Genomic DNA, 21,130 nt, shown 5'->3' on the forward strand with positions numbered 1-21,130 from the left:
AAGAAAAATAAGCCCTATTCAAAATATGAAAAGGGCTTATGAAATTAAAAAACTAACTCTATATTAATACCCTGGATTTTGAGTAAGGTTAGGGTTTTTTTCTATTTCGCTTTGCGGTATAGGAAACAAGTTAAACCTCTCAAAATATACTGTAGTGGGTCTATTGTCTACAGGGAAACGTTCTAACTCCATTTCTCCAGAAACATCATCAACACTTAAAACTTTCATTCCAGTAAATATTTTATCATTTAAAATTTCTACACCCATATTCCAACGTTTTAAATCCCAAAACCTATGGCCTTCTAATGCTAATTCTATTTTACGTTCATGAACTATTTTATCAAACATTTCAGATTGAGAAAGTCCTGCAGCTAAATCTGGCTGCCCAGCCCTATTACGTACTTGATTAATAGCATTATAAACAGAAGCGTCTGGACCTACAGCTTCATTCTGAGCTTCAGCATAGTTTAGTAAAACCTCAGCTAGTCGCATTTCCATCCAACTCTGTTTACTTTCTCCAAAATTAACACCAAAAGGAGCGCTTTGATCCATAAACTTTCTAATATAATACCCAGTAATAGAGTGCAATCCAGTTCTTAATGGAGCATCTATACCATCAGGAAAGATTACATCCATAGGTCTTCCTATAAATTCAGCTCCTTGGTATAAAACTGTTGCATGAAATCTTGAGTCTCTATTTTCATATGGCCTTAATGGATCATAGCCAGAAGCAGCGTCTGAAATTGATAATCCATTAGTCATCTCATAACTATCTACAAATTCTTGGGTTGGATTACATTGCGCCCCCCAGTCTGATCTATAACTAAAAGGAAGCATAATTCTATCCATACCGTGTCCTTTATTTACGCCATCAAACAAAACTTCAAAAATTGCTTCAGAATCTCCTCCGTGACTTTGAAATAGTGCTTCATAATCTACAGCTAATGTATGATTTCCAGAGTCCATTACCATCTTAGATAATTCAGCAGAACGGGCATAATTTTTAGCAAATAATTGAGCTCTACCATTAAATGCCCATGCAGCTTCTTTGGTTGCTCTACCAACTTCGCTATCTGGTAAATTTGCCTTTGAAGGTAAATCTGTTGCTGCTGCAGTAAACAATTCATCAACATATGTATAAACTTCACTTACTGGGTCTCTAGACACAAGTAAATCCTCTTCTAAAGATTGAATTTCTCTAATTATTGGAGCATCTCCGTAACGTCTTGCTAAATCAAAATATTGAAATGCTTTTACAAAATTTACTTCAGCAATAATTCTTGTTTTAAAATTTGCATCTAAATCGGCCTCTACTAAATTGGATAATATTAGATTAGCTAGATAAATCCCCTCATAACATTCTTTCCAATTATCTAAAGGATTATTTGTAGGAGTTATGTTGCCTGGTCTAATATGTCTCCAAGACTCAATCCATCCACTTTTAGTTAATGCAATATCCGTATTGTTGTCTAAGATAGATGTAAACCCATTAGAATCTCTCCCTGGTTGCTGGTTAGATTGCCCTCTACCAGGAAACCCAATAGGCATATAATTATATAATCTAAACAATGTAGCTTCTACATATCCTTCATCATTGTAAACAGCAGAATCACTAATTTTATCTAGAGGTTCTCTTTCTAAAAAATCTTCATCGCAAGAAATTGTAATCACAAAAACAGCAATTAATGCTAATAATATTTTAGTCCTTTTCATTTTCTTATTTTTTTTAAAAGTTAACATTAAACCCAAAATTTATTCTACTTAATTGTGGATAGTAAAGTACATTGTTATTACCCTGAGATGGTCTTTCTGGGTCAAAGAAATCATATTTTGAAAATGTTAAAAGATTATTACCCGAAACAAAGAATCTACAAGTAGAAATACCCAATTTATTAAGCACTATTTTGGGTAAAGTATACCCTAATTCAACATTTCTTAGTTTTACATAAGATCCGTCTATCATCCAAAATGTAGAGGTTTTAGTATTATTTGGTGGGTCATTAAAATAAGTTCTTGGAAAGGCTGCATTTTCATTCCCTTCTCTAAAAGCATTAACTACACGTTCTTCTATGGCGTTACTACCTAGGTTAAAGGCACCAAGTTCTGCGTAGGAATTAAATCCTGTTGCTCCTTGAAAACTGGCACTAAAATCAAAATCTTTATAATTCATAGAAAGGTTTAAACCAAATATAATTTCGGGAATAGTACTCTTTCCTATTTGGCTTATATCTTCTCCGTCTATAACATCATCATTATTTAAATCTACATATTTAATATCGCCAGTGTTTAAAGATGCATTACCTTGCCCATCTTGATCTGGCCAATTATTAATTTCTTCCTGTGTTTTAAAAAGTCCTGCATCTGTATAACCATATATTTGATTAAATGGTCTACCTGTTCTTCTAATTCTATCTGGCACATCTTCTGGTTCTGCTTGAAAAATAACCTCATTAGTTGCTTTTGTAATATTAGGAGAAATTGTAAAACTAAAATCTTCCCCTATTTTACTCTTATAGTTTAGCGCAAATTCATAACCTTTATTTTCAGTTATTGCTTGGTTAGTATCTGGTAAAGAACCTCCAAATGTATCTGGAACATCTCCTACAGGTCTTAAAATATCTTCCGTTCGTTTATTAAATACATTGAATTCTCCTGTTAATTTGCCAGTAAATAAACTAAAATCTATTCCTAAATTTTTATCTGTTGCTGTTTCCCATGTAATATTTGGGTTTGGCACACCAGTATCCCTAATACCAGGGTTGTAAGCTCCTCCAATTACAGAACCTTGCCTAAATTCATAAGCCGATAAATACTGGAAAGAAGAAACCCTATCATTACCAAATTGCCCCCAAGAAGCTCTAATTTTTAAAGATTGAATAAAGTTAATATCTTTTAGGAAATTTTCTTCTGAAATTTTCCATGCAGCAGAAAATGCTGGAAATGTACCCCACCTTCCTTCTTTTGGAAAAATGTTTGATCCATCATGGCGAATATTTGCTTGAAATAAATACTTATCCGCATAACTATAAGTAAACCTCCCTATGTATCCTTGCCTAGCCTCTTCAAAAGCACTACCATTAGATGTTTGCCCCTCAGCTCCACCAGCAAGTAATTGATCTAAAGCCGGAGATATAAATCCTTGTCTTCCTGCCTCAATTTCATTTCTTTTAAAATCTACTTGCTCATATACAAATAAACCTCCTATTTTATGTTTCCCAAAATCTTTGTTATATCTTAAAAAGAACTGCGTAGTTTGTCTAATAGGCTTACGATACCCTTCTTCTAACTTAATATTTGTTATACTTGGAAAGGGATTATATATATCATTAACAGGATCAAAAACATAAAACGTATATGGTCTTTCAAAGTTTTTAGTAGTTCTAAAAGAGTGATCATAACTATATTTAAAACTAGCAGACAACCCATTTACTGGAATATCATAATCTAACTTTAAATTACCTTGAAAAACTGCCCAATCTGTTCTATTATAACCAGAACGTATAGCTTCACCAATAGGGCTAATATTAACTCCATTGTATCCTAATCCACCTGGCTCAATACTGTCTGGAACATATGCAGGAGATGTAGGTTGTGCATTTAATAATGCATTAAATGGAGAATTACTAGAATCACTAATGTTTTCTTTTCTCCCTGCTAAATCAATAGAAAATTTAAACCTATTAGTTAATTCAACATCTATATTTGCTCTTACATTATATCTTTTAAATGATGATGTTTCATAAAGCCCTTCTTGATCTAACATACCTAAACTAGTAAAGTATTTTACTTTTTCACCTCCGCCACTTACCGTAAGTCCATATTGTTGGATTGGGGATGATTTACGAATAACTTCATCCCACCAATTAGTACTAGGCAATGTACCATCTTGGTATTGTCTCACTTGCTCATCTGTAAATAAAGGATCATCGCCAACATTTACTCTCGCTTCATTAAAAAACTCAGCAAATTGTCCTGCATCTAACATCTCAGGAACATTAGTTGCAGATTGAAAACCAATAGAACTATTAAAAGAAACACTTGGTGCTCCTGATGCACCACGTTTTGTAGTTACTAAAACAACGCCATTTGCTGCCCTTGCTCCATATATTGCGGCAGAAGCGGCATCTTTTAATATTGTAATACTTTCAATTGCATTAGGGTCTAATCTATCAATACTTCGTTCAATACCATCTACTAAGACTAAGGCACTATTATTACCAAATGTACTTTGTCCACGAATTAAAAATTCATTATTGTTATCCCCTGCAGGGTTACCAGAAACTTGTCTAGAAATTACCCCTGTTAACTTACCAGATAAATTTTGAGTAAGGTTTGGTGTTGGTGCTACAGTAACTGCTTTTCCTTTTAACACAGAAACCGCGCCTGTTAAATCACTCTTTTTTTGAGTTCCATAGCCTACTACTATCACTTCGTCTAGAGACTCTGAATCTTCTAATAACGTAATGTTAATATTTGCTTGGGATCCAACCTCTACTTCTTGGCTTTTAAAGCCAATATAGCTAAAGATTAATGTTGCCCCTTGATCAACATTATTTAAAATAAATTTACCATCAAAATCTGTTTGCGTACCATTAGCTGTACCTTTTACAATTACGTTTGCTCCTGGTAAAGGCCCTTGACTATCAGAAACTATCCCTTGTAATGTTGTTTGTCCAAAAGAGGATAAGCAACAAAAAATTCCTAATAAGCACAGTAAAGTCTTACTGTGTTTTAAAATTTTAAATTTGGTTTTCTTCATAATTATATGAGTTAATTTAGTTATACCCCAAATGAACAAAAGAAACCTAAAAAACCAGATTAAAATTAAGTTTATGAAAGGGGGTAAATCATTCTATGACAAAAAGTATTTTAGAACGATAGGGAAATCAAAAAGCACCACACTCAGTGAATTAAAAGGCCTATAAGAAGTTTTAAAATGTATTAATATTTTATGACGAATTAAATACACCCCTAACCATCCCGCAAAACACCCCTGATAATTTTTAAAATAATTAGATCTTGCAATAACAAAAATTAAATAACAAGTATTAATACTGTTCCAAAATGATAAGTTCAAAAATTAAAATAGTTTTTTTGGTTGGTTTATTCTATTCCTGTTCTAATAAAGATGGACAAAAAAAAGATAAAATATATCTATCTAATTGGAAGTCACTGAGTACTTATGAATGTCCAGATTGGTTTGCAGATGCCAAATTTGGAATATGGGCTCATAGTTCTCCTCAGGATGTTCCAATGGAAGGTGATTGGTATGCTCATAATATGTATAAAGAAGGACATCCTAATTACGAGTATCATGTTCAAAACTTTGGACACCCATCAAAAATTGGATACAAAGATCTATTGCCAAAATGGACATTAGACAAATGGAAACCAGACAGTTTAATGAATCTTTATAAACGAGCAGGTGCTAAATACTTTGTAGCATTAGCGAATCATCATTGTAATTTTGATACTTGGAATTCAAAACACCAAAAGTGGAATTCTATAAATATTGGCCCTAAAAGAGATGTTGTAGGAGAGTGGAAAAATGCAGCAGATAAAAACGGCTTAAAGTTTGGCGTAAGTGTGCATAACATAAACACATGGGGTTGGTTCTTAAATGCTTTTGGTTCAGATAAAAAAGGACCTTTAAAAGATGTTTTGTATGATGGTAGATTAACACTTAAAGATGGTAAAGGAAAATGGTGGGAAGGTTATGACCCTGCCATGTTATACAGTCCTTATGAACGTGAAAATGACTCCATACCAACTAGAGAATGGATGCAAAACTGGTATGATCGTTGTGTAGATTTGGTAGATAGCTACCAACCAGATTTACTGTATTTTGATTCTTATATTGTGGAACAGGTTTGGCGACAGTTTACTTATCATGGAGATGACACATACGAAGGTGTACCAGATGAAACCAGAAAAATAGCAGAACGAACACCTTTTAAGGAAGCTGGTATTGATATTATCTCTTATTTCTACAACCAAAACCGTAAGTGGCATGGCAAAGAGAATGGTGTAATGAATATTAAAGTTCATGATTTAAACGAGTCCGTTCCCGAAATATATAAAAAAGGTATGGTCATAGACCGTGAGAAAGGCGGTTTTGGAGGAGGAGAACAAGAAATTCAGAAATACCCTTGGCAAAAAGACAGGCCATTTGGAGCTTGGCATTATAATAAGAAAGCAGATTTCCCAACAACTGTAAGTGTTATATGGAACTTGGTAGATGTGGTAAGCAAAAATGGAAACTTACTTTTAGGTATACCAATGAAACCAGATGGTACTCTACATGAAAAAGAATACAAGTTTCTAGAAGAAATGGGAGATTGGATGGATATTAATTCTGAAGGAATTTATGAATCTAAAGTCTATACGGTTTATGGAAATAAAAACGTACGGTATACTCAAAAAGGAGAGAATATCTATGCCTTTTGTAAAGTAATTAATGAAGATACTATTGATTTAAAAAACATCCACCAAAATGTGACAGCTATCTATCAACTAGGAAACAATGAAACACCAAAGTATTCGATTACTAATGGAACAATAAAATTAGAATTTAATAATCCAGATGTAAAAGAAAAGGTCATCACATTTAAAATCGTTACAAAATGAGAAAACATTATTGGTTAAGGCTGGCTATTCTTAAGTTAGTAATAACTTTTCTTATTAGCTGTAACACAAAAGATAAAATAGAAAATAAAAAGCCAAACATATTATTTGTAATGTCAGATGATCACACTTGGCAAGCAATAGGTGCTTATAAATCAATTTTGAGTGATTTAAATCCCTCTCCTAATATTGATGCTTTAGCAAAGGAAGGGATGGTATTTGATAATTGTTATGTAACCAATGCTATTTGTACTCCAAGCAGAGCAAGTATTATGACTGGCCAGTATAATCAAGTAAATAAAATTTATGATCTTCATTGCCGATTGCCTGTTAAAAAGCAATACTTAGCAAAAGAGATGAACAATCTTGGTTACCAAACTGCAGTTGTAGGTAAATGGCACTTGCATGAACCTCCTGAAGAGTTTAATTATTATAGTGTACTGCATGGACAGGGCAATTATTTTGACCCAATACTTTACGAGAAAAATGAAACAGATTCGGCTACCCGTATTCATTATCGCAAAAAACAAACACTACCTGGTAAAAAATATAAAGGGCATAGTTCTGATGTTATTACAAATAAAACACTTGAATGGTTAAAAAATCATAGAAATAAAGACAAACCTTTCTTTTTAATGCATCATTTTAAAGCGCCTCATGATGATTTTGAAAATGCTCCACGTTATAACAGTTACTTAGAAGATGTTAAAATTCCAGAACCAAAAAGTCTTTATAAAAGAGGAACAGGAAGTGAAGCTACACGCGGTATTAATGATTCTTTAATACATTATATAGGAACATCCGTTTCTAAACGTCATCATAGAAGAAATCAAGGAAAAACATTAGGAGTGGATCAATCACTTAAAGGTAATGCATATACTAGTGCCAGCTACCAATTGTATCTAAAGAAATATTTACGTTGTGTAAAAGGAGTTGATGATAACCTAAAACGGATAGTAGATTACCTTAAAGAAGAAGGTTTATATGATAATACAATTATTGTATATACAGGAGATCAAGGCTTTTTTTTGGGAGAACAAGATTATATTGATAAACGGTGGATCTACGACCCAAGTATGCGTATGCCATTTATTGTACGGTACCCTAAAAAAATAAAACCAGGAAGCCGTAGTGATGCCATGATTAATAACACTTATTTTGCACCAACATTGATTGAATTAGCAGGAGGAAAAGTACCTGAATACATGCAAGGTAAAAGTTTTAAAACCATTCTAGAAACAGGTCTAGAACCAGAAGAATTTCCTCAGCATACCTATTACCGTTACTGGATGCATATGCATCATCATGAAGTTCCTGCTCATTTTGGAATAAGAACCAAAGAATACAAACTTATTTTCTTTTATGGTAGACCCTATAAATCATATCCTAAAGAAAAAGAAATTGAAAACGGGCATACTCCTGTTGCATGGGAGCTTTATGATTTAAAAAAAGACCCTGATGAGATGGTTAATCAATACAAAAACCCTGAATATGCTCCAGTTGTAAAATCTTTAAAGAACAAATTAAAAGAAGTACGTAAAGAAATTAGAGAAGACGATACACAATATGAAGAGATTCAAAAAGTAATAGAAGAATATTGGGATAAATAAAAGATTCTAAAAAATAAAAATATGCATAACAAATTATTTTATTTACTTCTTATATGTGGCAGTGTTTCATTATCTGCAATAGCACAAGAAGCAAAAATTTGGAAAGATTATAAGGTTAAATATAAAAAGAATAAAGCAAATCCTGTTTTAGTAGATTATTCTCATGCTGGGTATGCTTATGGTGAAGTACCCATACCAAAAATATCTAAACAAACATCTACCTATTTTAATATTTTAGATTACGGAGCTGTTCCAAATGATACTATAGCTGATGATGCAGCAATACACACAGCAATTAGAGCGGCAGAAAATTCTAAAGGCGGTGTAGTTTTTATCCCTAAAGGGAGATATGTAGTTTGCAAAGGAGAGTATTATAAAGGGTTTGAAATAAACCATTCTAATATTATTATTAAAGGAGAAGGAGCTGGCCCGGGAGGCACAGAGATTTTTATGCAAGATTATATGCGTCATGACAAATCCATTTTTAAATGGATTGGTCCACATATGTTTACTTTTCGCCCCAAAGAATTAGATTATGACAGCTATTGCTCAACCAATATATCTGCAAGACCTTATCATGTGAAAAGTAACATAACAAAATTTGCAGCAGAAGGAAGTTATATGATAAAAGTAAAAGACGCTAGTAGATTTAAAAACCAATCGCACATTATATTAGTAATGCCCTATAATAAAGAGTGTATGGTAGATTTTCTAGGAGAGATTTCTACCCGTCCGCAGTGGGAACGTATTAATGAGAAGGGTATTACAGCGAATGAAATTCATAAAATAAAAAAAATAAAGGGCGATAAAATTATTTTAGAACGTCCTTTATTAACAGATATTAAACCAGAATATAAATGGTATGTAGCACCACATGAAGTAATATCAGAATGTGGTTTTGAAGATATTCATGTGATTGGTAATTTTCAAGAGAAATTTAAACACCATAAAAACAAAATTCACGATAGTGGTTGGAAAGGTGTAAATATGGCACATGTAGCTAATAGTTGGATTCGTAGATGTGTATTTACAAATGTGAATAGTGCAATTAGAGTTTCTGGAAGTATTTCGAGTTCTGTAATTATGAATATTATTGATGGTAAGCAAGGGCATGGATCAGTAGAGATGACATTTGGAACTAGAAATCTTACTGGTTTATGGTTAGATAAAACTGATTTAGGACAATGGCATGGAATTGATGCTTCTCACATGGCAGCTGGTAATGTAGCATGGAGAATATCTGCTCCACAAGGGAGAGGTTTTGATTTACACTCTGGATATACTAGGTCTACGCTATACGATTGTTATGAAGCTTATAATATGTCTGGAAACGGAGGAAACTATAAAGTAGAGCCACACCATATGAAGGGGTTTACTTTATGGAATTTTAATCAGACTGGGCCAGCTATTAAAAATTATGATTATTGGTCTATGCAACCAAATAAAGAGAATCCTAAAAGCCTATATTGGGGTTTTGCTATAGTTAGCCCAACTGTTGTAGGGTTTCATGGCTCTGAGACTACATTTGTAAAATCTAGTCTTGGGTATTCAGAGAGTTTAGGTAAAAAAGTTTATCCAGAATCCTTATACGAAGAGCAACTTACTTATAGACTTGGCAAAAGACCTATTTGGTTAGATCATGTATTAGTCGAATGGGAAAACTGGAAACAAAAAGTTTTAGCAGAATAAATTAAACAAAAAACAAGAAGGGTCTAAAATAATATGCTTTAATCATAATGATGTTTTTTAAATAAATTACTCTACAAACTGCATGAAGCCAAAATCTGTGGGTTGATGTACATTTTTTGAAAAATCTGCTATAGGAAATTGTGTTGAGGTTGACCTTCGGTTACCCTCGGAATCATTTCTATCTTGTCTTAAGGCTAAAAATGTCCAAATATTTCCTTTTTCAACAGGGACAACTTCCCCTAAAAACCCAAAAACAGATAACGGAATTTCTAATTCCATAGTCCAACCTTTATCAATATCAGAATTATCATTTATAGTACCATTGTAAGTAACCTCTGCTTTAAAATTTGGATTAAAACTTTTTAAAGCTACATTCTTATTATTATAATAATTATTGAAATACACAAAATCGTTAGAAGCCTTATTCAAATTTAATTCAAACCCAAAATGTGTATCCAAAGCTTCAGGTGCTGGAATAATAAAAATTTCGGCGCAATCATCAAAATATGGAGCACCATCTCTTTGAGTTTCCCTAACCGTTAAATACTTATCTTCAAATTCAAAAAACACATACAGACTATTTTCTCCCCATAACATTCTAAATGTACTTTTTTGTTTATCATTAGGTTCTGGTGCGGCATAAAAATTATCAAAAGTTCCAACTTCTGTTTTTTTCCATATAATTTCATCCATTTTTCCATCTACAACAACAGAACTAGTTGCTTTACTTACCTTAAAAATGGGCTGCTCGCCTAATGATAATTTCTTTTTATCCTGAGCATTACAGGTTAAACTTATCAATAAAGACAAAAAAATTATTCCTTTTATTTTAAGCATTTTTAATTGAATTTAAAATTAGTTACTTCTCTCCATTAAATGCTGTCTGTTTAAACTTATAGACTTCTGACGGAGTTCTACTTTCTTCTAAAATTATTGATAATTCTACCACCTTATCATTTAAACTACCAGCAAGATTATTTGTTTCCCCTGGATCTTCATCTAAATTATATAACTCATTAGCACCACCTTTCTTAATATTATACCTTACAAGTTTCCATTTTCCTTTTCTAATTGCCTGCCTTCCTCCTTTTTCATGAAATTCCCAATATAAATGACTATGTTGTTCCTGATTTTCTTTACTTTTTAATGTTGGTAAAAATGAAATTCCATCTAAATTTTTATCCATTTCTGTACCAATAATTTCTCCTAAAGTTGGTAATACATCCCAAAAAGCAGAAATATGATTTGCAGTAGTATTCTCTTTTATAACACCTTTCCATTTAGCAATCATAGGAACATGAATACCTCCTTCATATAAGTCTCTTTTATACCCACGGTATATACCATTACTATTAAAATAGTCTGGATCAGCACCTCCTTCTATATGTGGCCCATTATCTGAAGTAAAAATAATTAAGGTATTTTCCTCAAGGCCTAACTCCGTAATTTTTTTTACAATCTCACCAACTTGATTATCAAGTAATGTTACCATAGCCGCAAATGCTGCATGTGTATTTTCCTGAGATTCATAATCTCCATTTCTATATTCCTCTCCACTATCCCTTCCTATAAAAGATTTTTCGGGCTCTAGCTTTCCTAAAAACAAATCCATGTATTCCTTAGGTGCAGCAAGTTCTGCATGTGGAATTACACTTGGATAATACATAAAAAAAGGAGCTTCTTTATGCTTCTCCATAAAAGAAATTGCTTTATTATGAATTAAATTAGGTGCATATTCTTCTTTTTTATAACCTTGATTACCTTTAAGTATTACTTTGGAAGTGTTGTCCCATAAATGATATGGATAATAATGATGCCCTAAACGTTGACAGTTATAGCCATAAAAAGTGTCAAACCCTTGGTTTAAAGGCTCTCCTTCTGAACCTGGATATCCTAAACCCCATTTTCCAAAAGCGCCAGTAGCGTAGCCTTTTTCTTTTAGCATTTGAGCCAAAGTAAATGTTCCTTTAGGTATTGGCCATTGGCCTTCTGGAAGAACTTCTTTATTCCCTCTTATTGGTGTATGTCCTGTATGCTGACCTGTTAATAATGCCGACCTTGATGGTGCGCAAACCGTAGCACCAGAATAATGTTGCGTAAAAAACATCCCCTCACGAGCCAGTTTATCTATATTAGGGGTGTTAAATTTTTCTTGTCCCGTAAAGCTTATATCCCCATAACCCAAATCATCTGCCAAGATGTATACTATATTGGGCAGCTTTGTTTCTTTTTCTTTAGGCTTATCTTCTTTTGTTTTACAAGAAAAAATAATAAAAAAACAAAATACACCTAATAGAAATTTTGTTGCTTTCATAAATACAGGATATTTAAAAATTTATTATCTACTATAGTTTACAATCTTCATCTTTAAGATTTTGTAATGTAGGGTTATACGCATTATCATTAACTAAATACTCACCATTGTAATTAGACATAAAGCCTAATTTAAGTCCGCAAAAATTTGAAAGAGCTATATTTCCTATAATTACTAACTCTCCTTTTATAGAAGTTAAACTAGAAAGGCCATTTAAATTTAAGCAACTATTGTTTCTTTCTATAAAAAAATTCTCTACCTCCTCAAGGCTTTCTAAACCATTTAAATTTTCTATAGCATTCCCTACAACATGTAACCATTTGGTGCTTTTTAAAGCAGTAAGGCCATTTAAACTTTTTAAATTATAATTATCTACGACATTTAAACTACTTGATAAATTAACTATACCATTTAAACCTTCAAGATTAATAAGAGCAACATTATGTCTTATAGAAATAACTGCGGCTTCAGAAATTTTTTCCAAACCTTTTAAACTAACTAAAGCTGGATTATTAGAAATAATTATTTGCCCACTAGCAGTTATATTTCCTAAGCCATTTAAATTTCTTAACTCATTATTATATGTAATATATATACTCAAAGCACTTTTTAAGTTTTCTAATTTTTTTAACTCTAAAATATCTGTTGTCTCTAATACATTTCCTCCAATAGTTAATATACCATTAATATGAGTAATGTTTTTATCCCCAAAATCATCTACTTCTCTTTGTGTTGTAAGAGTTACATCTCCTTCAAAAGTTTTATCCGCTACAATAGCATCATCATTAGAGCAATTAAACAAAAAAGTTAAAAGAATTATTCCAAATATTTTTTTCATGATATAGGATTCTTAAATGAAAGAATGTTATTAAAAATTTAATTATTTAACTCTAGCTTCTCCATACTTTTTAGTTCTGGAGAACCTCCTTTATTTCCTGAACCCGAAGCCACATAACATGTATTTTTATATACTACTATTCCTGTTCCATGCCGACCTCTTTGCAAAGAAGGTTTCTTTTCCCAAGTTTTAGTCATTGTATTTAACACTTCTACCTCGTTATGTGCTACTGGCTGGTTTTCAGATTCCCCACCAATTACCCAAATATGCTTATTAATTGCTGTTACCATATTTCCAGCACGTTCTGTTGGTAAATTATTAGCTAATGTTGCCCAACTATTTTTTTCAATATCAAAAACATTTACTTCTGCTATTGTATGTTTAAAAGTTTCGTCTGGTGCTTTAGATTGCCTGCCTCCTAAAAGGTATATTTTATTTTCTACCACGGTTGCCTGAAAATGGTCTCTTGCTGTAGGCGCATCTGGCAAAACTTTCCATTCTCCTGTTTGCAAATTATAGGTATCTAGCCACTTTTTATGATCTCCAATATGACCATTTTTTATACCACAAGATATATATACATTATCCTTATAAATAACATTTCCTGTAGAACCTCTTAATCTATCTTTTGGGATTGTATCTCCTTTAGACCAACTATTTGTAGAAACATTATAGATGTAAATATCTGGAACTGGAACTTCTCCTGGGTACTTCCCTGTCATTGCCCCAATAACGTATACTAAATTCTTATAGACTACTGGCTGAAAATGGTGCAGCTCTAATGGAGGTTTTGCTCCTTTAGTCCATACGCCTGTTACTGCATTGTAAATACTTACCGGTCTAATTCCTCTTCCGCCTACTAAATAAAACTTATCCTTAACACTTACAAATGCTGCCTCATGTCTTCCTATTAACTCTGACTCATTTGTAGAGGTAATATTTTCCCATCTATTCTCTTTTTCTCTATTTTGTTTTACCCCTGCACAAGAGATTAATAACACCAGTATACCACTAAAAAAAAATCTTCCTAACATTAAATTAATTATTTAAAAATTGTGAAATTGGAATATCTTCAGAAAACTCTTTTATACTAATGTTTTTATAAAAAATTTCTGCGGTTTCTGCCTGTAAACCAACTACCCCTTCTTTATGTTTAATAGTAGTAATTACATTTACAACTTTACCATTTAATTTAAAAATAGCATACGTATTACCCATAACAATAACCTCACAATGGTTCCACTTTCCATTAAGCGCATTATACTCTGCATTTTTAGATGCCCTATGCTCTCCTCCTTTATGAGCTTGCAAAACACCTCCTTCATTTAAAGGTAAATATGTTTTACTTTCTGAAGTGTTATTTTTTTCATCTGCATACCAATTAAAACTAGAACCAGAATTCCATATATCTCCAGTATGATTTCTTTTTTCTAAATGATTATAACGCACTTGGTATTCTATTCCTTCTGGCCATATTTTAGTGTTAAAAACATGAAAATACATTCCTGCATCATATTGGTAAGTATCATAATTATTAAAAAGCTTATTCCCCCATTTATAATCAAATTTAAAAATGTAGCGACTATATTTTTTCTTTGTAAAAATCATACAGTGTGTTTCGTTTTTATTTTCTAACACTCCATAATTCTCTGGAAAATTTTTAAATACATGTATTTCTCCTTTATTACCAGCAGTAAACACTTTTTTTGGTAATTCGGGATCTTCCCCTTTACAATGGCAATCCCAATTATTTAAATTTTCTCCGTTGTACAATGGGGTAAAATCTTTAATAGTTTCTGTTCCTTTATTTTTACAACTTAAAGCACAAAGAATTAAAGACAATAAAAAAAGGTTTTTCATTGGTCTATTGGTTTATGTATAATATGAGTAAAAGGGGGCTTACTAAAGTAGAAAAATAAATGGAGTATTAAAAGCCTAAATAGTATATACAAAAAAAGCTCTCAATTTCTTGAGAGCTTTTCGCGGTCTGGACGGGACTCGAACCCGCGACCCCCTGCGTGACAGGCAGGTATTCTAACCAACTGAACTACCAGACCGTGGCGTTTAGCGGTTGCAAATATACGCCGCTTATTTAATTACACAAGAAATTTTAGTAAAAAATTTACTAATAATTAAAATTTGTGCTTTTCTACCAAAAAGGTATTTAATACTTTCGAGAAATTTGAAGTAACATCCACATCCACATATCTAATTTTATACTGCGCACACTTTAGCTTAAGTTCCTCAATAGTAGTATATAATTTATTCTCGTAAGCATTTTTAACCGTATCTGCATACAAATCTATATGCGATCCTGTCTCTACATCTACAAAACGTTTTGGAGTGTTTTCAAAATTAAAATTTAATTCCGTTTTTTTATCTAACACATGAAAAAGAACAACTTGGTGTTTATTATGTTTTAAATGACGTAGTGCATTAAACAAAGCTTTATTATCTAAAGTAGACTGAAACATGTCTGTAAACAAAAAAACAAGGCTTCTGCGCTTTATATTCTCTGCTATCTCATGCAAATAAGTATACGTCTTTGTCTCTTTCTCGGGTTCCTTTTCTTTACTTATCTCACTAAGCTTTGCTAGTAACATTTGATGGTGCCTTTCACTTCCTTTTTCTGGATAGTAATTTTGATAAGCAGAGGAATACACACTTAACCCAACGGCATCTCTTTGTTTTTTTAACACATTCATTAAAGCTGCAATTGCTAAAACCGAAAAACCTATTTTATTTAAATTATCTATACCTAATTTTTCTATTTCTGGATAATACATAGAAGCAGAATTATCTAATATGAAGTGACACCTTAAGTTAGTTTCTTCTTCATACTTCTTAGTATACAATTTATCGGTCTTTGCAAATAACTTCCAGTCTATATGCTTGGTACTTTCGCCGCTATTGTAAATTTTATGTTCCGCAAACTCTGCAGAAAAACCATGAAATGGACTTTTATGAATCCCGCTAATAAACCCTTCTACTACCTGACTAGCTAGTAACTCTAGATTCTGAAAAAGAGAAGCTTTTTGTAATTGAGATTGCAATTTCATATTACTAAGATAAAATAAGAAAACTAGAGCATCTCTTATTTTAAGATAAAAGCATAAAAAAAGAGCCTGATTTTCATCAAGCCCTATATAAATGTATTCTTATACTATATTACATTGCTGCATCAATAGCATCTGTGTAAACTTTTTTCGGAGAAACCCCTACTTGTCTACTTACTATCTCTCCATCTTTAAAAACCAATACTGTTGGTATGTTACGAACACCATATTTAGCTGCAAATTCCTGATTAGCATCTACATCAACTTTACCTACAACAGCTTTACCATCATATTCTGTACTTACCTCATCAATGATAGGACCTACCATTCTACAAGGACCACACCAAGCTGCCCAAAAATCTACTACTACTGGTTTATCACTTTTTAAAACTACCTCATCAAAAGTAGCGTCTGTTATTTCTAATGCCATGTTTTTTTATTTTTATAAATATTACACAAATTTAGTCAAATTATATTCCATTTCCTTACTAACGCAATATACCTTTTTCCTATTGTGATATTAGTAAAGTTTATAGTTTTAATTAATTTTATACTTTACTTCTTGCTCTTCTAATGCCGCAAGGAGTTCTGGTGTTATTAATACTTTTTGCTTTCTGGGTGATAAATTAACCTTAATTTTTTCTTCCATCTCATATACTATAAAATTTAAAGAATTTGTTCCTGTAAAAGAACTAATTGTGTCTTTAAGTTGAGCCACATTTTCTTCTTTTAATTGCGAGACATCTAATTTAATAGTTAGCTTTTTAGCATACGTTTCCATAACTTCTTGCAATAGCATAAAGCTATTAAATTGCATTCTTGGATCTCCTTTTTTACCAGTATCCCTATTTGTCCAACCATCTTTTACAAAAATCTTCACATAAGCAAAAGAGTTAATCATTAAGAAATGTCTAAATTTTAAATACTCTTCTCCAAAAACACGAAACTCAAAAGAATCCATATAATCTTCCATGGTAAACATAGCCCATCCTTTTCCATTTTTAGAAACCCTATGCTGTACATCTGTTATAACACCTGCAAAAGAAATTTCTCTATTCACATAAGAAGGCAAATCTGTAAAACAAGAAATGGTTCCATTGGTAAACGCTTTTATCTCGGACTTAAAGTCGTCCAATGGGTGCCCAGAAATGTAAATACCAACTACTTCTTTTTCTCTTCGAAGTTTTTCCATTGTACCCCATTCCTCGCAAGGTGGCACAATAGGCTCTGGTATTTGCGCCTCACTAACTCCCCCAAACATATCCATCTGAGAAGAATTTTGATTTTCTTGATATTTAGAACCCGATTTTATGACCTTTTCCAAAAATGTAACCGCATCTCCTTCGGTATGAAAATATTGTGCTCTATGAGTTTCCCCAAAAGAATCAAAACCACCTGCTACTGCTAAACTTTCAAAAGCTTTTTTGTTTGATGCTCTTAAATCTATTCGCTTAGCCATATCAAACACCGATTTATAAGGCCCATCTTCTTTTCTATTTTCTACGATAGTTTCTACAGCTCCACGCCCTACTCCTTTTACAGCTCCCATTCCAAAACGTACGGCACCAGCATCATTCACCGCAAATTTATAGTAGGATTCGTTTACATCTGGCCCTAATACATCTAAGCCCATACGCTTACATTCTTCCATAAAGAAGGTAACCTGCTTAATATCATTCATATTATTAGACAGTACCGCTGCCATATATTCTGCAGGGTAATGCGCTTTACAATATGCCGTTTGGTACGCAATCCAAGCATAACAAGTGGAGTGCGATTTGTTAAAAGCATAGGCTGCAAAAGCTTCCCAATCCTTCCAAATCTTCTCTAATTTATCTACTGCATGTCCTTTTGCTGAAGCTTGTTCTATAAACTTAGGCTTCATTTTATCTAGAACGTGCTTCTGCTTTTTACCCATTGCTTTACGTAAAACATCGGCCTCACCTTTTGTGAAATCTGCTAACTTTTGCGAAAGAAGCATCACTTGCTCTTGGTATACGGTAATTCCGTAGGTTTCTGCTAAATATTCTTCACAAGCATCTAAATCGTAAATAATCTCTTCGGTACCGTGCTTACGAGCAATAAAACTTGGAATATATTCCATTGGCCCAGGTCTATACAAGGCATTCATGGCAATTAAATCTGCAAAAACTGTTGGTTTTAACGACCTCATGTGTTTTTGCATCCCAGGAGATTCATACTGGAACACCCCTACTGTTTCCCCTCTTTGGAAAAGCTCGTATGTTTTTTCATCATCGAGCGGAAAATTTTCTGGATCTAATTCTACACCGTGTTTTGCTTTTACAATTTTAACAGTATCCTTAATTAAGGTTAATGTTTTTAACCCCAAGAAATCCATTTTTAGCAGACCCGCATCTTCCACGACCGAGTTATCAAACTGGGTGCAGTACATTTCAGAATCCTTGGCAAGTGCCACAGGAACGAATTTGGTAATATCATCTGGCGTAATAATTACCCCGCATGCATGTATTCCTGTATTACGAACAGAACCTTCTAAAATATAAGCCTGATTTAAGGTTTCGGACTCCAAACCATCCCCTTCTGATATGGCTAAAAGTTCATTTACCTTTATAAGTTCTTCGCTATTAAATTTCTTTTTAAGGGTAGCTTCATCAACACCAATAATCTTTTTAAGCTTAGACATATTAGGAATAAGCTTCGCCATACGATCCGAATCCATCAATGGTAAGTCTAGCGCACGAGCAGTATCACGAATAGATGATTTTGCCGCCATGGTTCCATAAGTGATAATCTGCGCTACTTGGTTTGCGCCGTACTTATCAATTACATAGTCCATTACTCGTCCACGTCCCTCATCATCAAAATCTATATCAATATCGGGCATGGATACACGATCCGGATTTAAGAAACGCTCAAAAAGTAAATCGTATTTAATAGGGTCTAAATTGGTAATCCATAAACAATAGGCAACTGCGGAACCAGCTGCAGAACCACGTCCAGGCCCTACAGACACATCCATATCACGAGCAGCGCGTATAAAATCTTCTACAATTAAAAAATACCCAGGATACCCTGTTTTTTCAATTACCTGAAGTTCAAAATCTAAACGTTCATCAATCTCTGGAGTTATTTCCCCATACCTTATTTTAGCACCTTCATAGGTTAAATGCCTTAAAAATTTATTTTCCCCTCGTTTACCGCCATCTAACTTGTCTTCTTTAAACTGAAATTCCTCTGGAATATCAAAAGCAGGTAATAATACATCTCGAGCAAGGGTAAAGGTTTCTATCTTATCTATTACTTCTTGAATAGTAGTAATGGCTTCCGGAACATCTTTAAAAAGTTCCTTCATCTCTGCAGAAGACTTAAAGTAATATTCCTGATTAGGCAACCCGTATCGATACCCACGACCACGACCTATAGGCGTTGCTTGCTTTTCTCCATCTTTTACACACAGTAAAATATCATGTGCGTGCGCATTTTCTTTTTCTGCGTAATAGGTATTATTTGTAGCAACCAACTTAACGTTGTGCTTTTTTGCAAATTGAATTAATACTTGATTTACACGGTCTTCATCTTCTTGACCATGACGCATTAATTCTATATACAAATCGTCTCCAAAAGTTTCTTTCCACCAAACCAAAGCTTCTTCTGCCTGATTTTCTCCAACATTAAGAACCTTACTAGGAACTTCACCATATAAATTTCCTGTTAAAACAATTACATCTTCCTTGTACTGTTCTATTACTTTTTTATCTATTCTAGGTACATAATATTTACCATCTACAAAGGCAATGGAGGACATTTTTGCCAAATTATGGTACCCATTTTTATTTTTGGCCAACATAACTATTTGGTAGCCGTTATCCTTTTGGGTTTTATCTTTATGATCCTCACAAACCTGAAACTCACAACCCACAATAGGTATAATTTCTTTTTCAGGAACAAACTCATGCAAAGGCTCCTCCCCTTCTTCTAAACGATTCTCTTGGGTAGCTTCATACCGTATTTCATTAGCATCATTTCTGGATTTTACGCCTTTATTATGACTAAGAACGCCATTTACAAAATGAAAAGCCCCCATCATATTTGCATGATCCGTCATGGCAACTGCTGGCATATTCATTTTTGCCGCAGCTTTTACTAAATCTGGAACACTAATGGTAGATTGTAAAATGGAAAACTGTGTATGATTATGTAGATGCGCAAACTCTGCTTCTTGTAAAGTAGCTAAGTTTTTATTTATATCCTCTTGAGAAACACCACCGGTATCTTTTTCCCAAAGTGCATCTGCTATTTTTTTAGATGCTTTTTTTAGATTGATGTGTTTAAGACCAATAAGTTGTATCTCTTGCGGATTGGCCTCATTAAAATTCTTAAAATAATCGGGCTGAACATCTAACTGCTCAACGGTATATTGTTGCTTACGTATAAGCTCCAGAAAACAACGTGTAGTTGCCTCTACATCGGCAGTGGCATTATGCGCTTCTCCAAAAGGCTCTCCAAATAAAAATTGATGTAATTCTGTCAGCGTTGGTAATTTAAACTTACCTCCACGACCTCCTGGAATTTGGCAAAGCTTTGCTGTATGTTCTGTACAAGTATCTAAAACAGGTAGTTCTTGTAAAGGATTTTCTACACCTAAACGGTGAAATTCTGCTCCCATGATATTAACATCGAACCCAACATTTTGCCCTACCACAAATTTGGTCTTGGACATTGCAATATTAAATTTCTCTAAAACCTCGGCTAAAGAAACGCCTTTTTGCTCTGCTAACTCTGTAGAAATACCGTGTATTTGTTCTGCGTCATATGGAATGTTAAACCCATCTGGTTTTACCAAGTAATCTTGACTCTCCACTAACCTACCCATGTCATCATGAATTTGCCATGCTATTTGTATACAGCGCGGCCAGTTGTCGGTGTCTGTAATAGGAGCATTCCAACGTTTAGGTAATCCGGTGGTTTCGGTGTCAAAAATTAGATACATAAAGGAGTTCTTTCAGAAAAAATAAGT

General features: G+C 33.3%; 13 protein-coding genes and 1 tRNA gene. 3 read left to right on the forward strand and 11 right to left on the reverse strand.

What is annotated here, in order from left to right; genetic code table 11:
• Nucleotides 1-63: 63 nt before the first annotated feature.
• Nucleotides 64-1,713 carry a RagB/SusD family nutrient uptake outer membrane protein gene (locus CLV91_RS02450; RefSeq protein ID WP_170146688.1) on the reverse strand — a complete coding sequence of 550 codons (1,650 nt, stop codon included), beginning with the start codon at nucleotides 1,711-1,713 and terminating at the stop codon, nucleotides 64-66.
• A 13-nt stretch (nucleotides 1,714-1,726) separates the two neighbouring features.
• Nucleotides 1,727-4,759, reverse strand: a complete 3,033-nt coding sequence (locus tag CLV91_RS02455) for a SusC/RagA family TonB-linked outer membrane protein (RefSeq protein ID WP_121063626.1) — start codon at nucleotides 4,757-4,759, stop codon at nucleotides 1,727-1,729.
• Nucleotides 4,760-5,064: 305 nt separating this feature from the next.
• Here CLV91_RS02455 and CLV91_RS02460 point away from each other — a divergent pair, with 305 nt between their 5' ends.
• The 3 genes from CLV91_RS02460 to CLV91_RS02470 are packed head-to-tail and all read left to right on the forward strand — an operon-like array spanning nucleotide 5,065 to nucleotide 9,923.
• Nucleotides 5,065-6,627, forward strand: coding sequence for an alpha-L-fucosidase (locus CLV91_RS02460; protein WP_121063628.1), 1,563 nt, complete (start codon nucleotides 5,065-5,067; stop codon nucleotides 6,625-6,627).
• Nucleotides 6,624-8,234 (forward strand): sulfatase family protein, encoded by a 1,611-nt coding sequence (locus tag CLV91_RS02465; RefSeq protein ID WP_121063630.1) that lies wholly within the window; start codon nucleotides 6,624-6,626, stop codon nucleotides 8,232-8,234. Before CLV91_RS02460 ends, CLV91_RS02465 begins: the two co-directional genes overlap by 4 nt.
• A 21-nt stretch (nucleotides 8,235-8,255) precedes the next feature.
• Nucleotides 8,256-9,923, forward strand: coding sequence for a DUF4955 domain-containing protein (locus CLV91_RS02470; protein WP_121063632.1), 1,668 nt, complete (start codon nucleotides 8,256-8,258; stop codon nucleotides 9,921-9,923).
• 66 nt (nucleotides 9,924-9,989) lie between these two features.
• On the opposite strand, the gene CLV91_RS02475 is transcribed toward CLV91_RS02470, so the two are convergent.
• From CLV91_RS02475 to dnaE, 9 genes are all read right to left on the reverse strand, one after another.
• Entirely contained in the window at nucleotides 9,990-10,760 is a 771-nt protein-coding gene (locus tag CLV91_RS02475) for a carbohydrate-binding family 9-like protein (RefSeq protein ID WP_121063634.1), read from the reverse strand.
• A 22-nt stretch (nucleotides 10,761-10,782) separates the two neighbouring features.
• The gene (locus CLV91_RS02480) at nucleotides 10,783-12,237 is read right to left on the reverse strand and encodes an arylsulfatase (RefSeq protein WP_121063636.1); all 1,455 of its coding nucleotides are present in this window, start codon (nucleotides 12,235-12,237) and stop codon (nucleotides 10,783-10,785) included.
• A 31-nt stretch (nucleotides 12,238-12,268) separates the two neighbouring features.
• Nucleotides 12,269-13,075 (reverse strand): hypothetical protein, encoded by an 807-nt coding sequence (locus CLV91_RS02485; protein WP_121063639.1) that lies wholly within the window; start codon nucleotides 13,073-13,075, stop codon nucleotides 12,269-12,271.
• A gap of 38 nt (nucleotides 13,076-13,113) precedes the next feature.
• Entirely contained in the window at nucleotides 13,114-14,109 is a 996-nt protein-coding gene (locus CLV91_RS02490) for a Kelch repeat-containing protein (RefSeq protein WP_121063641.1), read from the reverse strand.
• A 4-nt stretch (nucleotides 14,110-14,113) separates the two neighbouring features.
• The gene (locus CLV91_RS02495; RefSeq protein ID WP_121063643.1) at nucleotides 14,114-14,935 is read right to left on the reverse strand and encodes a 3-keto-disaccharide hydrolase; all 822 of its coding nucleotides are present in this window, start codon (nucleotides 14,933-14,935) and stop codon (nucleotides 14,114-14,116) included.
• 123 nt (nucleotides 14,936-15,058) lie between these two features.
• Nucleotides 15,059-15,132 (reverse strand) — tRNA-Asp (locus tag CLV91_RS02500).
• 75 nt (nucleotides 15,133-15,207) lie between these two features.
• Nucleotides 15,208-16,134, reverse strand: a complete 927-nt coding sequence (locus CLV91_RS02505; RefSeq protein WP_121063645.1) for a DUF58 domain-containing protein — start codon at nucleotides 16,132-16,134, stop codon at nucleotides 15,208-15,210.
• A gap of 109 nt (nucleotides 16,135-16,243) precedes the next feature.
• Entirely contained in the window at nucleotides 16,244-16,561 is a 318-nt protein-coding gene (gene trxA / locus CLV91_RS02510; RefSeq protein ID WP_121063647.1) for a thioredoxin, read from the reverse strand.
• A 108-nt stretch (nucleotides 16,562-16,669) separates the two neighbouring features.
• Complete coding sequence (gene dnaE / locus CLV91_RS02515) at nucleotides 16,670-21,103, reverse strand: DNA polymerase III subunit alpha (protein ID WP_121063649.1); 4,434 nt, start codon at nucleotides 21,101-21,103, stop codon at nucleotides 16,670-16,672.
• Between the last annotated feature and the right edge of the window lie 27 nt (nucleotides 21,104-21,130).

Source organism: Maribacter vaceletii, from assembly GCF_003634105.1.
In the GTDB taxonomy this organism is placed as follows: domain Bacteria; phylum Bacteroidota; class Bacteroidia; order Flavobacteriales; family Flavobacteriaceae; genus Maribacter_B; species Maribacter_B vaceletii.

Coding starts and splice junctions, on each gene's coding strand:
- CLV91_RS02480 (WP_121063636.1), bottom strand. CDS start 12,237: ATGAAAGCAACAAAATTTCTATTAGGTGTATTTTGTTTTTTTATTATT.
- CLV91_RS02460 (WP_121063628.1), top strand. CDS start 5,065: ATGATAAGTTCAAAAATTAAAATAGTTTTTTTGGTTGGTTTATTCTAT.
- CLV91_RS02485 (WP_121063639.1), bottom strand. CDS start 13,075: ATGAAAAAAATATTTGGAATAATTCTTTTAACTTTTTTGTTTAATTGC.
- trxA (WP_121063647.1), bottom strand. CDS start 16,561: ATGGCATTAGAAATAACAGACGCTACTTTTGATGAGGTAGTTTTAAAA.
- CLV91_RS02450 (WP_170146688.1), bottom strand. CDS start 1,713: ATGAAAAGGACTAAAATATTATTAGCATTAATTGCTGTTTTTGTGATT.
- CLV91_RS02505 (WP_121063645.1), bottom strand. CDS start 16,134: ATGAAATTGCAATCTCAATTACAAAAAGCTTCTCTTTTTCAGAATCTA.
- CLV91_RS02465 (WP_121063630.1), top strand. CDS start 6,624: ATGAGAAAACATTATTGGTTAAGGCTGGCTATTCTTAAGTTAGTAATA.
- CLV91_RS02495 (WP_121063643.1), bottom strand. CDS start 14,935: ATGAAAAACCTTTTTTTATTGTCTTTAATTCTTTGTGCTTTAAGTTGT.
- CLV91_RS02490 (WP_121063641.1), bottom strand. CDS start 14,109: ATGTTAGGAAGATTTTTTTTTAGTGGTATACTGGTGTTATTAATCTCT.
- CLV91_RS02475 (WP_121063634.1), bottom strand. CDS start 10,760: ATGCTTAAAATAAAAGGAATAATTTTTTTGTCTTTATTGATAAGTTTA.
- dnaE (WP_121063649.1), bottom strand. CDS start 21,103: ATGTATCTAATTTTTGACACCGAAACCACCGGATTACCTAAACGTTGG.
- CLV91_RS02470 (WP_121063632.1), top strand. CDS start 8,256: ATGCATAACAAATTATTTTATTTACTTCTTATATGTGGCAGTGTTTCA.
- CLV91_RS02455 (WP_121063626.1), bottom strand. CDS start 4,759: ATGAAGAAAACCAAATTTAAAATTTTAAAACACAGTAAGACTTTACTG.